This is a genomic window from Mycobacterium sp. 852002-51613_SCH5001154 (genome assembly GCF_001667425.1).
Taxonomy (GTDB): domain Bacteria; phylum Actinomycetota; class Actinomycetes; order Mycobacteriales; family Mycobacteriaceae; genus Mycobacterium.
In genome coordinates this window covers 1-14,232 of record NZ_LZII01000010.1, presented here as the reverse complement: position 1 = coordinate 14,232, position 14,232 = coordinate 1, and the positions used below count along the sequence as shown (strand labels likewise).

The window sequence follows — 14,232 nt, the reverse complement described above, 5'->3', positions numbered from 1 at the left end:
CCGACCAGGTCCGCAACGTCGGACCAGCTCGAATTTGGAGGGAGCACTCGATGGCGGCGATGAAGCCCCGGACCGGCGACGGTCCTCTGGAAGCAACCAAGGAGGGGCGCGGCATCGTGATGCGGGTACCACTTGAGGGAGGTGGTCGACTAGTCGTCGAGCTGACGCCCGACGAAGCCGCCGCCCTCGGTGACGAACTCAAGGGTGTCACCAGCTCCAGCTAAGGTCTGCCGGCGGACCGCGGGGCTACGCACACACCTTTCGGTAGATGTCCAGGGTTTGCTCGGCGACGCGGGCCCAGGAGAATTCCTCGACGCAGCGCTGGCGTCCCGCCTCGCCGTAACGCTTCGCCTTCTCGGGGTCGGCGACGAGCGCGTTAACCGCTTTGGCCAGTCTGGCCTGGTAACCGGCCGGGTCTCCGGCGTCGTAGTGCGCCAGCGAACCGGTCACCCCGTCGAGAACCACCTCGGGTATCCCGCCGACATCGGACGCCACCACGGCCGTCGCGCATGCCATCGCCTCCAGGTTCACGATGCCCAGCGGCTCGTACACCGAGGGGCAGACGAAAACCGTTGCCGCCGATAATATTTCACGTATCTCGCCGATCGGTAGCATCTCTCTGATCCAGAACACGCCCTGCCGATCGTGGGCCAGCCGCGCCACCGCGGACCGAATCTCCTCGGCTATCTCCGGGGTGTCGGGGGCTCCCGCGCACAACACCACCTGCACCTCGGGGTCGAACTGGTGCGCCGCCGCCACCAAGTGGGCGACGCCCTTCTGCCGGGTGATCCGGCCGACGAACGCCACCGTGGGCCGGTCGGGGTCGACGCCGAGTTCGGCCAGCACAGACCCGGCATGCGCCGGCCCGGCCGGATGCCAGACGTCGGTGTCCACCCCATTGCGGATGACGTGCACGACGCTGGGATCCAGGGCGGGGTAGACGCGCAGGATGTCTTCGCGCATCGCGGAGCTGACCGCGATGACGGCGTCCGCCGCCTGCACCGCGGTGCGCTCCGCCCACGTCGACACCTGGTAACCGCCGCCGAGCTGCTCGGCCTTCCACGGCCGCAGCGGCTCGAGCGAATGCGCCGTCAGAACATGGGGGATGTCGTAGAGCAGCGCCGCCAGGTGACCGGCCATGCCGGTGTACCAAGTGTGCGAATGCACGACGGTGGCCGCCGACGCGGCGTTGGCCATCATCAGGTCCGCGGACAACGTCGACAGCGCCGGGTTGGCGCTGTGCAAGCGCGGATCGGACTGGTGCACGATGGCGTTCGGCCGCGGCGCACCCATGCAATGCACATCGACCGCGCACAATCGGCGCAGCTGGGCGACCAGTTCCGTGACATGTACACCGGCTCCCCCGTAGACCTCTGGTGGGTATTCCCGAGTCATCATCGCCACCCGCATACCCGCACGGTAGTTCGGTCGCAACGAGGAGCGCGAGTCGGGGGCCGGGGCAATCGGTGAGCGGCCCGGCGGACCAAATACCTTGACGGACAGCCGCAGAACACCGCCAATAGCGCCGTCCCTCTGGCAGCGCCTCGCGACGGCCGATAGGTTTGAACCATGAGGGAAGCGCCACACGTGCTGGGCATTGTCCTGGCCGGCGGTGAGGGCAAGCGGCTGTATCCGCTGACCGCGGATCGGGCCAAGCCCGCGGTTCCCTTCGGCGGCGCCTATCGGCTGATCGACTTCGTGCTCTCCAACCTCGTCAACGCGCGCTACTTGAGGATCTGCGTTCTCACCCAGTACAAGTCGCATTCACTGGACCGTCACATTTCGCAGAACTGGCGGCTTTCCGGTCTGGCCGGTGAGTACATCACCCCCGTGCCCGCGCAGCAGCGCCTGGGCCCCCGCTGGTACACCGGCTCCGCCGACGCGATCTACCAATCGCTCAATCTGATCTACGACGAAGACCCCGACTACATAGTCGTTTTCGGCGCCGACCACGTTTATCGGATGGACCCCGAGCAGATGGTCCACTTCCACATCGAAAGCGGGGCCGGCGCGACGGTGGCCGGCATCCGCGTGCCGCGCGGAGAGGCCACCGCATTCGGGTGTATCGACGCCGACGATTCCGGCCGCATCCGCGAATTCGTGGAGAAGCCGTTGGACCCGCCCGGCACACCGGATGACCCCGAGGCGACGTTCGTGTCGATGGGCAACTACATCTTCACCACCAAGGTGCTCATCGACGCGATTCGCGCCGACGCCGACGACGACCATTCGGATCACGACATGGGCGGTGACATCATTCCGCGCTTGGTGGGCGACGGTATGGCCGCGGTTTACGACTTCAAGGACAACGAGGTGCCGGGCGCGACCGATCGCGACCGGGGTTACTGGCGTGACGTGGGGACGCTGGACGCGTTCTACGACGCGCACATGGACCTGGTCTCGGTGCATCCGGTGTTCAACCTCTACAACAAGCGCTGGCCGATCCGCGGTGAGTCGGAGAACCTGGCACCGGCCAAGTTCGTCAACGGCGGCTCGGCCCAGGAGTCGGTCGTCGGCGCCGGCAGCATCATTTCGGCGGCTTCGGTGCGCAACTCGGTGCTGTCGTCCAACGTTGTGGTCGATGACGGCGCGATCGTGGAGGGCAGCGTGATCATGCCCGGCGCCCGGGTCGGCCGGGGCGCGGTGGTGCGCCACGCCATCCTGGACAAGAACGTCGTCGTCGGGCCCGGCGAGATGGTCGGCGTGGACCTCGAGAAGGACCGGGAGCGCTTCGCGATCAGCGCCGGCGGTGTGGTCGCGGTGGGCAAGGGCGTCTGGATTTAGTGCCCCGTGCTACCCGGGGATCTCTGGGATCAGCAGATGCGCGTCGTAGCGCGGGCCCCAGTGCAGCTTGACGCGGCCGCGCGGCGAGCCGGCATAGGCCGCGGGGAGCTGGCCGGTGAGCGGGTTCCTCGGGGACAACCAGCGCCCTGCGACCACCAAGCGCAGCTGCTCACCGGCGCGGAACAGCGTCGCGGACGGGCCGAGCGCCACGTTGACCTCGACGACCTCGTGCGCGGCGACGGGTCGCGGGTTTGTGCACGCCGCGACGGGTTCCCACGGCCGCGAAAGATCGGCGTCCAGCGCACGCAGCGAGACTCGCTGCCAACCGGTGCTCACCCGATCGCGGCCGTAGCCGTAGGAGCCTTCGAATGCGACAAACCGTCCGGCACGCCACTTCTCCACGCCGACGAACAGGTTGGCGTCGTCGCAGCCGTCCAGCTCGATCCACAGCCGCGCCGCCATCGGGCCGGTCAGCTCGATATCAGCCGGGACGGTCCAGCTGAAAGCTGCTGCGCCGGAGCGGGTTCCGAACGTGATGCCACTTTCCTCCGATGGCCGCTGGGCGGTCAGCAGTCCACCCTCGGCCAAATACATTGGGCGCCAATGGGTGCGCGCCAGCGGCCATTCGGCCTCTTCGCGCACTGCTGCGACGGTGTCGCGGTCTTCGCGGACCTCGAGGCGGACGCTGCGGGAAGCGGGCACCCCGTCCAGCACTGCGCGGAAGAACCGCAATTGCTCGGTCAGCGCGGGCTTGGAGTAAAAGGTCGCCCACTTGCCGGCGCGGTGGGTGTAGAGGCGGGCGTGGCTGGAGCCGGCGTGCGTGAACGCGCGGATGGAGCCGCGGCTGTGCAGGTTGTTGTCGGAGAAGCTGCCGCACACCAGCATGGGCACCTTGATCGCGGAGAGGTCCGGGACCAGCGAACGCCAGAACTCATCGCGCAAGGGGTGGGCGTCCTGCATCCGTTCCAGGTCGTAGGCCTGCCGGGTGTCGCGTCGCACGTTTCGCGACCACACCCTGGTGAACCCGGTCTCGCGAACGCCGCCCGGGAAGGTCAGGTCACGGTAGGCGTCGGTGAAGCCTTCCCACGGGCAGATCGCCCGTAGTGCCGGCGGCTGCAGCGCGGCAACCGCGTACTGGCTGATGGCCAGGTACGACACCCCGAGCATGACGACGCGTCCATCGCTCCATGGCTGTCCGGCGATCCACTGCACCAGGTCGTAGGTGTCCTCGGCCTCCTGGCGCGACAACAGGCGCCCGTTTCCGTCGGAGCGACCACAGCCGCGCGAATCGGCATTCACCATGACGAAGCCCTGCGCTGTCCACCACGCGGGATCGGGCGCCTCCCAGCCGGTCAGCGCCGAGAAGCGCACCGGTCGCGGCTGGCGCAGGATCCGGTACTGCATGGAGAACGTCCACCTGTTGCCGCGCCGCCTCGGCAGATTGTCCTTGCCGTAGGGGTGGATGCTCAGAATCACCGGTCGAGCACCGGTATCGCGCTGCCGGAAAACGTTGACCCGCAATACCGTTCCGTCGCGCGTCGGCACGCCTACATCGCGTTCGACGTCAAGGTCGGCCGGTGGATCGGTCACCGTGACGGGTGGCTTGGCGACGCCGCGTATCCGGCTCATCGCGTACCGGAGCGCGCCGGGGCGTCGCCACGGCCGATCTCGCGCGGGCGCGGGATTTCGGGCCACGCGAATACCCTAGGCGCGTCGGCCCGGCCGTTACCAGATGTAGGGAACCAACCGATAGCGCACCCGTTGCCGGTATTCGCGATACCCGGTCAACTCCTGGGTGAGGAGCGTTTCCTCGTCGAGGATGCGGAGGGCGAGCAGGATGCAGCCCGGGATGACCAAGAGCAACGCCCAGTAGGAGCCGAGCCCCAACGGCATGCCGATCATCATGACCACGTTCCCGACATACATGGGGTGGCGCACGAATCGATAGAAGCCATCGGACACCAGTGTCTGGCCTGACTCCACTGTGATAGTGGCCGCGGCGTAACCGTTTTGGACGATCACCAGCATGGCGATCCCGAGCCCCGCCGCCACCAGGACATCGCCGAGCACGGACAGCCACGCCGGCACGGACGACCAGCCGAACCGGTGATCGAGCGCGCTGAGCACCATCGCCGCGAATAGGACCAGGAACGAGCCGGTGATGATGAATTTCTGGGCCGCCCGGGGTTCGGCCCGCGGGCCCGCCTTCATGCGGCGCTGCAGGGCCGCGGGATTGTTGCGCGCCAGGTAGACGACGGGGACGATCGTTGCCGCCATGAACACGGCGATGAAAACCCATGCCTGCCAATAACGCAACGTGCCGGCGGGCAGGAAGAGGATCAAGCCGAAAGAGAGGATTCCCCAGATCGATTGCACCGTCACGCGAAGACCGGTTTTCACAGCGCTCCTAACCACGCAGATCGCGGCGTCGGACGCCCATGACACCGAGGGTAACGAGTGCGGCGTCAATGGCCAATAGCCACAGCAGTGGCGTGGCGGTGAAACCCGCGCCGACCCGGGGAATGTGGGCGAACGGTTCCAGGTCGAGCAACCATTGCGAGAACCCGGCCAACGAACCGATCAGGTATAGGGCGATGAATCCCACCAGAACACCCCAAGCCACGGGCGTGAATCGTGGTGCCAGGCCGAATAAGCCGACCGTCACCGCGGACAACAACCAGACCGCGGGCAGTTGCACGGCCGCGCTTGCCACCACGACAGCCACCTTGCCGCCGACGTCGCCGGCGGCGGCGCCGTAGACCAGGCCGCCGGCCAAACCGCTGACCAGCATCGCCACCGAGGATCCGACCAACGCCGCCAGCAGGTGGCTCGCCAGCCAGCGGGCTCTCGACACCGCACCGGCCAGCGTCGCTTCGGCGCGTTGGCCCGCTTCCTCCTGGTGCAATCGCAACGTCAGGGAGACGGCGAATGCGGCGGCCGCCATCCCCATCATGGTGAACGCAACGGCGATGAAGGCCTCCTCCAAGGCGCTGGTGCCGCCCATCCGGACGACGATGTCGCGGGCGGCGTCGCTGCCGCCGAGCTCGTCGCCGATGCCGTGCACCACACTGCCCATCAAGACGCCATACAGACACAGCCCCACGGTCCAGAGCAGGAGCGCAGCACGGTCCAATCGCCAGGCCAGCCCGAACACATTGCCCAGCGCGGGCGCGGCCGAGCCGGGGCCGGGGCGTTCGGCAAAGAGCCCGGCACCGACGTCACGGCCGGCGAGCAGCCGGTTTGCCACCGCGGTGAGCGCCACGGCTGTGGTCAGATGCAGCGTCAATACGGACCAGTGATCACCGGCGTACGGCCGGACCTGCAACGACCACCCGAGTGGCGAAAGCCACGACAGCGCACCGGAACCGGCGTCACCGACGGCGCGCAGCGTGAAGGCGGCCGCCAGAACCGCGAACGCGGCGCCGCGCGCGAACCGCGCGCTTGGGGACAGTTGCGCGGTCACCGCGGCGACGGCGGCGAACACCAGGCCGGAGCAGGCCAGCGCCGCGCCGAACGCGAGCGACCCACCGGCGGGGACGTCGGTGGTGAGCAGTCCCGCCGCACCGATCACGCCGGTGGCGATGGAGGCCCCGAACGACAACAGCAGCGCGGCGGTGAGGCTGGCATAGCGACCGACGGCGGTCGAGTCCACGAGTTCGGTTCGGCCCGCCTCCTCGTCGGCCCGGGTGTGCCGGATGACGGTCAGGATGACGGCCACCGCGATCAGCAGGTGGAACATCCCCGCCTTCCAAATGCCAACGGCGCCAAGGCTGTCGTTGTAGACCTGTCCGTAGAGCGCGCGCTGCGCCGGGCTGGCCATGATGGAAGCGGCGAAGCCGGCCCGGGCGGCCTGGGTGGGGTAGACCTTTTCGATGCTGCCGACGTACACCGTTGCCAGCGGCACCGACAGCAGGAACACCCACAGCGGCAGCGAGATTCGGTCGCGGCGCAAGTAGAGCCGCAGCATCCCCAGCGTTCCGGCGAAGTTCGAGCCCCGCGGCGCGGGGTGCGCCGGGCGGTGTGAGCGATCCAAGGTTGCGGTGCTCATGATGCGGAAACCTGGTCCGCCGTGTCGTAGTGGCGCAGGAAGAGTTCCTCGAGCGTCGGCGGCTGGCTGACGAGGCTGCGCACGCCGGCGTCGCCGAGTGCCCGGATGAGTTCCCCGAGGCTTTCGCCGTCGACCTGAGCGCGCAGGATGGTGCCCTCGACGGTGACGTCCTCGACCCCCTTGATGCGAGTGAGGTCCCCGGGATCGCCGGTCATTTCGGCCTTGATCGAGGTGCGGCTGAGATGCCGCATCGAGTCCAGGGTCCCGCTCTCGACGGCCTTGCCGGCCCGGATGATGGTCACCCTTTCGCACAGCGCTTCGGTCTCGGCGAGGATGTGACTGGACAACAACACCGTCGCGCCGCGGTCGCGCGCCTCGGCAACGCACTGCTGAAAGACGTTCTCCATCAAGGGGTCCAGGCCGCTGCTGGGCTCGTCCAACAGCAAAAGGCGGGCCCGCGACGAGAAGGCGGAGATCAGCGAGACCTTTTGCCGGTTGCCCTTCGAATAGGTCCGCGCCTTCTTGTGTGGATCGAGGGCGAAGCGCTCGATCAGCTCGTCGCGACGTTTGCGGTCGATGCCGCCGCGCATCCGGGCCAGCAGGTCGATGGTCTCACCACCGGTCAGCGTCGGCCACAGTGTGACATCGCCGGGCACATAGGCGATCTGGCGGTGCAGGGCGACCGCGTCGGTCCACGGGTCGCCGCCCAGCAGCCGCACGCTGCCGCCGTCCGCCTTGACCAGACCCAGCAGGATGCGGATGGTCGTCGACTTCCCGGCGCCGTTGGGGCCGAGGAAGCCGTGCACTTCACCTTCGCGCACGGTGAGATCCAGGCCGTCCAGCGCCCGCACCGCTCCGAAGTTCTTTGTCAGATGGTGAATTTCGATGGGCGCGATCTTGTCAACTGGCATGGTTTTCTCCTTGATCATCTGCGGCCAGGAATGCGTCATACATGGTGCGGTCGACCATCAGTCCTTCGGTGTAGATCTCGAGCGCGGGCAGGATCATGTCTCTGGAGTAGTCACGCAGGACCGCGCGCAAATCGGTTGGTGTGTCGTGCATCTGCAGATAGAGCAGGAAGCCCCCGCCTCCGGTGATGCCGAGATACTTGGCCCTGGCTTTCGGATCGCGGCTGGGCTTGATCGTCCCGGCCCGCACGCCTTCCTCCATGTACTCCTCGGCGTTGTCGATCATCCTGCGCCACAACATCTTCGCGAGGTCGCCACCGGTCTGCATGCTGCGTACCAGGTACGCCATCATCGGGGCGTAACTCTCGATCTCGGCCATTTGCGCGAACCAGGTTGCCGGGTCGTTCGACCTGATCGTCTCGGACTTGCTGTTGCGGATCTCGTCGGCAATGTAATCGTCACACGCCTTGCGCAGTCCCTCCTTGGAGCCGAAGTGGTGAATGACCAGCGCGGCGCTCACCCCCGCCGCCTCGGCGATCGCGCGCAGCCCCACGCCGAACCCGGACTCGCCGAACTGCTCGATGGCCGCGTCCCGGATCCGGGCGGCGGCGGTCAGGTCGGCTGAACGCATGTTCAGGACATTAAACGTACGTTCAGTCTCAAGTCAAGGAGGTAGCGCGTCAAGAATTCATAAAGGCGATCGCAAGCGCGGCGTCGCCGGGCGCGGCGGGTCGCCACCATCGGGTCAGTGGCGATCGCGAGCGCGGCGTCGCCGGGCGCGGCGGGTCGCCACCATCGGGTCAGTGGCGATCGCGAGCGCGGCGTCGTCGGGTGCGGCGGGTCGCCACCGCCAGATCAGTCGCGCACGGCGGCCAAAATGCCGTCGCCGAGCGGAACCAGGGCCGGGGTGAGCCGCTCGTCCTCGGCGATGAGTCGCGCAGCTTCCCGCACCGCGACCACCTCGGCGTCGCGGGCGGCGGGATCGCCGGCTCGCCCGCCGAGGGCCGCGCGGTGTACCACGATGACGCCGCCGGGTCGCAGCAGCCGTACGCCCTCGACGACGTAGTCCGGCTGGTCAACCGGGTCCGCGTCCACGAACACCAGGTCGTAGGACTCGTCGGCGAGGCGGGTGAGGACATCTTGGGCCCGGCCGCTGATCAGCCGGGTGCGCGACGGCCCGATGCCCGCTTCGGAGAAGGCTTGCTTGGCGAGCCGCAGATACTCGGGCTCGATGTCGATCGTCGTCAAGACGCCGTCCTCGCTCATGCCGGAGAGCAACCACAACCCACTGACCCCGGCGCCGGTGCCCACCTCCGCGACGGCCTTCCCGCCGCTGAGCTTGGTCAGCAGGCTCAGCAGCGCGCCCACCGCGGGCGTCACCGCGCCCGCACCGATGTCCACGGCACGCTCGCGAGCGGCCGCCAGCAACGAGTCTTCGGAGATCGACCCCTCGGCGTGCGCGAACAGGGATTCGGCTCGACTGGGCGCCGGCTGGCCGGGGGTTTCTGCGTCGGTGCCGTCCATGCCCGCAGCGTATTCCACTTCGGTGCGCACCCCGGCATGGCGCGCCTAAGCTGCACCGTTACGACACGCCCGGCGAGGTCGCTGCGTTTAAGCTCACGCCGCGGCGGATATCTCCTGGACAGCGCTGGTAACGATACGGTTTCTCAGCCTCAGCTCAGACTGTTCATATACCGCACATACGCCGATACGCGACGGTGTCCCTATGGATCGCGGAGCGCGTGCGCACGGGAATACGGACTGGCGGCTACGTGTTGCCGCCGCTGACGACTTGTCGCTCTTCGGCAGGACTGATTCGGAGGATTCGATCATCACCACGCTTTTGGGCCCGACCAGCATGCCGCACGCGCAGGACTGCCCCACGGACGAGTGGGTGGAGGCGTCCGACGGCTTGCAAGGCACCGCGGTCTTCGACGCGACCGGGGACAAGTCCACGATGCCCTCGTGGGACGAGTTGGTGCGTCAGCATGCCGACCGGGTATACCGGCTGGCCTACCGCCTCTCCGGCAATCAGCACGACGCCGAGGACCTCACCCAGGAGACCTTCATCCGGGTGTTCCGGTCCGTGCAGAACTATCAGCCCGGAACGTTCGAAGGCTGGTTGCACCGCATCACCACCAACCTGTTCCTCGACATGGTCCGCCGGCGCGCCCGGATCCGGATGGAGGCGCTGCCCGAGGATTACGAGCGGGTGCCCGCGGACGAGCCCAACCCCGAGCAGATCTACCACGATTCACGGCTCGGGCCGGACCTGCAGGCGGCTTTGGATTCGCTGCCGCCGGAGTTCCGCGCCGCGGTCGTGCTGTGCGACATCGAAGGCCTGTCCTATGAGGAGATCGGCGCGACGCTGGGCGTGAAGCTCGGGACCGTACGCAGCCGCATCCACCGCGGACGTCAGGCGCTGCGCGACTACCTGGCCGCCCATCCAGGCGCCGGCCGGGGTGCACTGCACGCGGAGCCGGCGTAGCCGGCGAACTCCCGAATCGACACAGCGGGTCGCCGCCCGGATGTGAGCCAGCGGTTTTGTGGTCTTGAGATGCGCTATTGCGCACCCCTCGCGCTACATTCGAGGGGTAGGCGCTACGAAAGGACCCGGTGATGCCCGATCGAGGAGGACATCTCTTCCGCCGCGCGTTCTCCTGGCTTCCCGCACAGTTCGCCTCCCAGAGCGATGCGCCCGTCGGCGCGCCGCGCCAGTTCGGTTCGACCGAGCACCTTTCCGTCGAAGCCATCGCGGCGTTCGTCGACGGTGAGCTGCGGATGAACGCGCACCTTCGGGCGGCGCACCACCTGTCGCTGTGCCCCGAGTGCGCGGCCGAGGTCGACGATCAGAGCCGGGCCCGTGCGGCGCTGCGCGACTCGCATCCGATCCGTATACCCAGCACGCTGCTCGGAATGCTCGCTGAGATTCCCTATGATTCGCCCGATGACATGACCACCAGGTCGTCCGACCGTTTTGCTGAGCGCGACGCCCGTGAGCAGCGCAAGCGTCCGTAGCTCGACACCCTCTGGCCGAACTCCCCATGGTTGATCCCGCCGACTTTTGCGCACCCCGCCCGCGCGCTCATGGGCGGCCGGCGCCGAACCGTGGATACTAGGGTGGACACGGCCACGCCGGTGTCGGGTATATCGCCCGGTGAAGGGCCTGTCTCGAGCGCTCAAGAAGAGGATCCAAAGGGGTAACGTGACCTCCGATCAAGGCAACGACAGCGGCAAGAACAGCGGCAACCGCTTAGCGCCGCGCCCCATCTCCCGTCCGCCGGTCGACCCCGCATCGCGTCAACTGTTCAGCCGTCCCGACGGGCTGCGCGGATCCTTCGTGGCCGACCGCGTCCGCCCGCAGAAGTATCGCGAACAGACCGACTTCCGGCTGCACGAAGAACCGGCTGATCCGGTCCTGCAGGAGGCGTTCAGTCGCCCGGTCGGCAGTCCCGACTCGCTGCAGCGCCACCCGGTCGACGCCGGTGCGCTGGCGGCGGAGAAAAACGGTGCCGAGACGGACGAGCTCGACGATCCCTGGCGAGACCCGTCGGCGGCCGCGGCGCTGGGCACTCCGGCCGTCGCCCCATCGGGGCCGCGAGGGCCGCGGGGCTACGGCGGCAAGCTCGGCGTGCGCGACGTGCTCTTCGGCGGCAAGGTGTCCTACCTGGCGCTGCTGGTCTTGCTGCTGATCGCGCTGCTCATCGGGGTGATCGGCGGGGTGGTCGGCCGCAAGACGGCCGAGGTCGCCGAGGCGTTCACCACCTCGAAGGTGACGCTGTCGACCAACGGCAACGGTGAAGGGCCGGCGGGTCGCTTCGCCAAGGTGGCCGCGGCGACCGCCAACGCGGTGGTGACCATCGAGTCCAAGAGCGACCAGGAGGGCTTGCAGGGCTCCGGCGTGGTGGTCGACGGTCGCGGCTACATCATCACCAATAACCACGTGATCTCCGAGGCGGCCAACAACCCCAGCCAGTTCAAGACGACCGTCGTGTTCAACGACGGCAAGGAAGTGCCCGCCAATCTGGTGGGGCGCGACCCCAAGACCGACCTTGCCGTGCTCAAGGTCGACAACGTCGACAATCTGAGCGTGGCCCGGTTCGGTGACTCGGACAAGGTGCGCGTCGGCGACGAGGTCCTTGCGGCGGGTGCGCCGCTCGGTCTGCGCAGCACCGTGACCCACGGCATCATCAGTGCGCTGCACCGTCCCGTCCCGCTATCGGGCGAGGGCTCCGACACCGACACCGTCATCGACGCTCTGCAGACCGACGCGTCGATCAATCACGGCAACTCCGGAGGCCCGCTGATCGACATGGATTCGCAGGTGATCGGCATCAACACCGCGGGTAAGTCCTTGTCCGACAGCGCAAGTGGGCTGGGTTTCGCGATTCCGATCGACGAGGCGAAGACGGTGGCCGACACGCTTATCAAAGACGGCAAGATCGTGCACCCGACGCTCGGGATCAGCACCCGGTCGGTGAGCAACGCCATCGCCTCCGGCGCCCAGGTTGCCAACGTGAAGGCGGGAAGCCCCGCGCAGAAGGGCGGCATCCTGGAGAACGACGTCATCGTCAAGGTCGGTAACCGCGGGGTCGCCGACTCCGACGAGTTCGTCGTCGCCGTGCGCCAGCTGACCATCGGCCAGGACTCACCGATCGAGGTGGTCCGCGACGGCCGGCATGTCACCCTGACCGTCAAGCCCGACCCCGACGGCAGCTAAATGTTCGGCAGCCTGAGCTGGGAGCACATCCTGGTCCTCGTCGTGGTCGGGCTGGTGGTCCTCGGGCCGGAGCGACTTCCCGGGGCCATCCGCTGGACGTCGACCGCGCTGCGGCAGGCCCGGGACTACCTCAGCGGGGTGACCACCCAGCTGCGCGAAGACCTCGGGCCCGAGTTCGACGATCTGCGGGTTCCGCTGAGCGAGTTGCAGAGGCTGCGGGGGATGACGCCGCGCGCCGCGCTGACCAAGCACCTGCTGGACGGCGACGATTCCTTCCTCACCGGGAACTTCGACAGGCCGGGCCCGGCGGTCAATGGGGTGCCCGCCGCTCCGTCGGAGCCGTCGACAGCGCCCCAGACGCACGCCCCCGGACCGGCACCCTTCGACGCCGACGCGACCTAGCGCGGCGATCGCAGCGCGCAGCGAAGCCGGGCGATGGGTCGCCCCGTGGCCTAGCGCCGCGTCGGATCGAGCCCGAGCGACACGCCTGCCAATCCGCGCCGTCGCGACGACAGGTTGTCGGCCACGCTGCGCAGTTCCTTGCCCGCCGGGGAGTCCGGCGCGCTCAAAACGATCGGGGTCCCCGAATCGCCCGCGGCCACCAACGCGGGGTCCAGCGGGATCTGACCCAGCAGCGGCACGTCGGCACCGACCGCGCGGGACAACCGTTCGGCCACCTGACGGCCGCCGCCCTCGCCGAACACCTGCATCGTCGAGCCATCCGGCAGCGTGAGGCCCGACATGTTCTCCACCACGCCGGCGATGCGCTGCCGGGTTTGCATCGCGATGCTGCCCGCCCGCTCGGCGACCTCGGCGGCGGCCAGCTGCGGCGTCGTCACGACCATGAGCTCGGCGCTCGGGATCAGCTGAGCCACCGAGATGGCGATGTCGCCGGTGCCCGGCGGCAGATCCAGCAACAGGACATCCAGGTCGCCCCAGTAGACGTCGGCCAGGAACTGTTGCAACGCCCGGTGCAGCATGGGCCCGCGCCACACCACGGGTGTGTTGCCCTCGGTGAACTGGGCGATCGAGATGACCTTCACCTCGTGGGCGATCGGCGGCAGGATCATCGACTCGACCTGGGTCGGGCGGTCGGTGGTGCCCATCATGCGGGGGATGGAATGGCCGTGGATGTCGGCGTCGAGTACGCCGACGGACAGTCCACGGGCCGCCATCGCGGCGGCGAGGTTGACCGTGACGGTGGACTTGCCCACCCCGCCCTTCCCGGACGCGACCGCATAGACCCGCGTCAGCGAGTTCGGCTGGGCGAAGGGGATGACGGGCTCGCGGGCGTCGCCGCGCAACTGCTTGCGCAGTTCGGTGCGCTGCTCGTCGTTCATCACGTCGAGGGTGACTTTCACGGCCCCGGTGCCCGGAACGTCGGAGACGGCCTGGGTGACCCGTTCGCTGATTTCGGTCTTCTTCGGACAGGCGGCGGTGGTCAGGTAGATCGCCACGTGCACGCCGCCGTCGGGCTCGGTGTCAATGCTCTTGACCATTCCGAGTTCGGTGATCGGGCGCCGTAACTCGGGGTCGATCACCTTCCCCAGTGCGGTGCGGATTGCTGCGCTCAGGTCGGCAGTGTCATGAGGGGACATCACCGCCGAGTGTAGGCGCGTGACGTTGTCGGCTGGTCAGCCGCCCGTAGCGGGACCCGGCTGCTTCGGCGCCGCCGCGTTTGGCGGGCCGGCCGGCTTGGGCGCCGGTGCGGCCGGGGGTGCAACGGCGGGCGGGGCCGCCTGCGGGTCCGGGGCAGGCGGTGGGCCCTGCGG

The 14,232-nt window shown here is 68.2% G+C and carries 14 protein-coding genes; 6 read left to right on the top strand and 8 right to left on the bottom strand.

Going from position 1 to position 14,232, the window contains the following annotated elements:
* Nucleotides 1-50 precede the first annotated feature (50 nt).
* Entirely contained in the window at nucleotides 51-224 is a 174-nt protein-coding gene (locus A5750_RS04150; RefSeq protein ID WP_003878471.1) for a DUF3117 domain-containing protein, read from the top strand.
* Nucleotides 225-246: 22 nt separating this feature from the next.
* Here A5750_RS04150 and glgA read toward each other — a convergent pair whose 3' ends face one another.
* A complete protein-coding gene (gene glgA / locus A5750_RS04145) occupies nucleotides 247-1,410 on the bottom strand; it encodes a glycogen synthase (protein WP_067261296.1) in 1,164 nt (387 codons plus the stop codon).
* Nucleotides 1,411-1,569: 159 nt separating this feature from the next.
* On the opposite strand from glgA, the gene glgC reads away from it, so the two are divergent.
* Nucleotides 1,570-2,784, top strand: coding sequence for a glucose-1-phosphate adenylyltransferase (gene glgC / locus A5750_RS04140; protein WP_066952894.1), 1,215 nt, complete (start codon nucleotides 1,570-1,572; stop codon nucleotides 2,782-2,784).
* Between the two features lie 9 nt (nucleotides 2,785-2,793).
* Here glgC and A5750_RS04135 read toward each other — a convergent pair whose 3' ends face one another.
* The 6 genes from A5750_RS04135 to A5750_RS04110 form a co-directional block, all read right to left on the bottom strand.
* Nucleotides 2,794-4,479 carry a CocE/NonD family hydrolase gene (locus tag A5750_RS04135; RefSeq protein ID WP_067261293.1) on the bottom strand — a complete coding sequence of 562 codons (1,686 nt, stop codon included), beginning with the start codon at nucleotides 4,477-4,479 and terminating at the stop codon, nucleotides 2,794-2,796.
* Nucleotides 4,480-4,509: 30 nt separating this feature from the next.
* Nucleotides 4,510-5,184, bottom strand: coding sequence for an isoprenylcysteine carboxylmethyltransferase family protein (locus tag A5750_RS04130; RefSeq protein ID WP_067261290.1), 675 nt, complete (start codon nucleotides 5,182-5,184; stop codon nucleotides 4,510-4,512).
* 7 nt (nucleotides 5,185-5,191) lie between these two features.
* The gene (locus tag A5750_RS04125) at nucleotides 5,192-6,832 is read right to left on the bottom strand and encodes an ABC transporter permease (protein WP_156664264.1); all 1,641 of its coding nucleotides are present in this window, start codon (nucleotides 6,830-6,832) and stop codon (nucleotides 5,192-5,194) included.
* Entirely contained in the window at nucleotides 6,829-7,743 is a 915-nt protein-coding gene (locus A5750_RS04120; protein ID WP_066953040.1) for an ABC transporter ATP-binding protein, read from the bottom strand. Before A5750_RS04120 ends, A5750_RS04125 begins: the two co-directional genes overlap by 4 nt.
* A complete protein-coding gene (locus tag A5750_RS04115; protein WP_066952900.1) occupies nucleotides 7,733-8,371 on the bottom strand; it encodes a TetR/AcrR family transcriptional regulator in 639 nt (212 codons plus the stop codon). Before A5750_RS04115 ends, A5750_RS04120 begins: the two co-directional genes overlap by 11 nt.
* Before the next feature lie 224 nt (nucleotides 8,372-8,595).
* Complete coding sequence (locus tag A5750_RS04110) at nucleotides 8,596-9,264, bottom strand: O-methyltransferase (RefSeq protein WP_066953042.1); 669 nt, start codon at nucleotides 9,262-9,264, stop codon at nucleotides 8,596-8,598.
* Nucleotides 9,265-9,466: 202 nt separating this feature from the next.
* On the opposite strand from A5750_RS04110, the gene sigE reads away from it, so the two are divergent.
* The 4 genes from sigE to tatB all read left to right on the top strand — a co-directional run bounded on the left by sigE (nucleotide 9,467) and on the right by tatB (nucleotide 12,862).
* Nucleotides 9,467-10,228: an RNA polymerase sigma factor SigE gene (gene sigE, locus A5750_RS04105; protein ID WP_067261287.1), complete on the top strand. Its 762-nt coding sequence runs from the start codon at nucleotides 9,467-9,469 to the stop codon at nucleotides 10,226-10,228.
* A 131-nt stretch (nucleotides 10,229-10,359) separates the two neighbouring features.
* Nucleotides 10,360-10,758: an anti-sigma E factor RseA gene (gene rseA, locus A5750_RS04100; protein WP_066952904.1), complete on the top strand. Its 399-nt coding sequence runs from the start codon at nucleotides 10,360-10,362 to the stop codon at nucleotides 10,756-10,758.
* A gap of 187 nt (nucleotides 10,759-10,945) precedes the next feature.
* On the top strand, nucleotides 10,946-12,460 hold the full coding sequence (locus tag A5750_RS04095; protein WP_067261284.1) for a S1C family serine protease: 1,515 nt from the start codon (nucleotides 10,946-10,948) through the stop codon (nucleotides 12,458-12,460).
* A complete protein-coding gene (gene tatB / locus A5750_RS04090; protein ID WP_066952906.1) occupies nucleotides 12,461-12,862 on the top strand; it encodes a Sec-independent protein translocase protein TatB in 402 nt (133 codons plus the stop codon).
* Between the two features lie 50 nt (nucleotides 12,863-12,912).
* Here the strand turns inward: tatB and A5750_RS04085 are convergent, their stop codons facing one another.
* Nucleotides 12,913-14,058 carry an Mrp/NBP35 family ATP-binding protein gene (locus A5750_RS04085; protein ID WP_156664263.1) on the bottom strand — a complete coding sequence of 382 codons (1,146 nt, stop codon included), beginning with the start codon at nucleotides 14,056-14,058 and terminating at the stop codon, nucleotides 12,913-12,915.
* Nucleotides 14,059-14,232 lie beyond the last annotated feature (174 nt).

Coding starts and splice junctions, on each gene's coding strand:
- A5750_RS04150 (WP_003878471.1), top strand. CDS start 51: ATGGCGGCGATGAAGCCCCGGACCGGCGACGGTCCTCTGGAAGCAACC.
- glgA (WP_067261296.1), bottom strand. CDS start 1,410: ATGCGGGTGGCGATGATGACTCGGGAATACCCACCAGAGGTCTACGGG.
- glgC (WP_066952894.1), top strand. CDS start 1,570: ATGAGGGAAGCGCCACACGTGCTGGGCATTGTCCTGGCCGGCGGTGAG.
- A5750_RS04125 (WP_156664264.1), bottom strand. CDS start 6,832: ATGAGCACCGCAACCTTGGATCGCTCACACCGCCCGGCGCACCCCGCG.
- A5750_RS04120 (WP_066953040.1), bottom strand. CDS start 7,743: ATGCCAGTTGACAAGATCGCGCCCATCGAAATTCACCATCTGACAAAG.
- A5750_RS04115 (WP_066952900.1), bottom strand. CDS start 8,371: ATGCGTTCAGCCGACCTGACCGCCGCCGCCCGGATCCGGGACGCGGCC.
- A5750_RS04110 (WP_066953042.1), bottom strand. CDS start 9,264: ATGGACGGCACCGACGCAGAAACCCCCGGCCAGCCGGCGCCCAGTCGA.
- sigE (WP_067261287.1), top strand. CDS start 9,467: ATGGATCGCGGAGCGCGTGCGCACGGGAATACGGACTGGCGGCTACGT.
- rseA (WP_066952904.1), top strand. CDS start 10,360: ATGCCCGATCGAGGAGGACATCTCTTCCGCCGCGCGTTCTCCTGGCTT.
- tatB (WP_066952906.1), top strand. CDS start 12,461: ATGTTCGGCAGCCTGAGCTGGGAGCACATCCTGGTCCTCGTCGTGGTC.
- A5750_RS04085 (WP_156664263.1), bottom strand. CDS start 14,058: ATGTCCCCTCATGACACTGCCGACCTGAGCGCAGCAATCCGCACCGCA.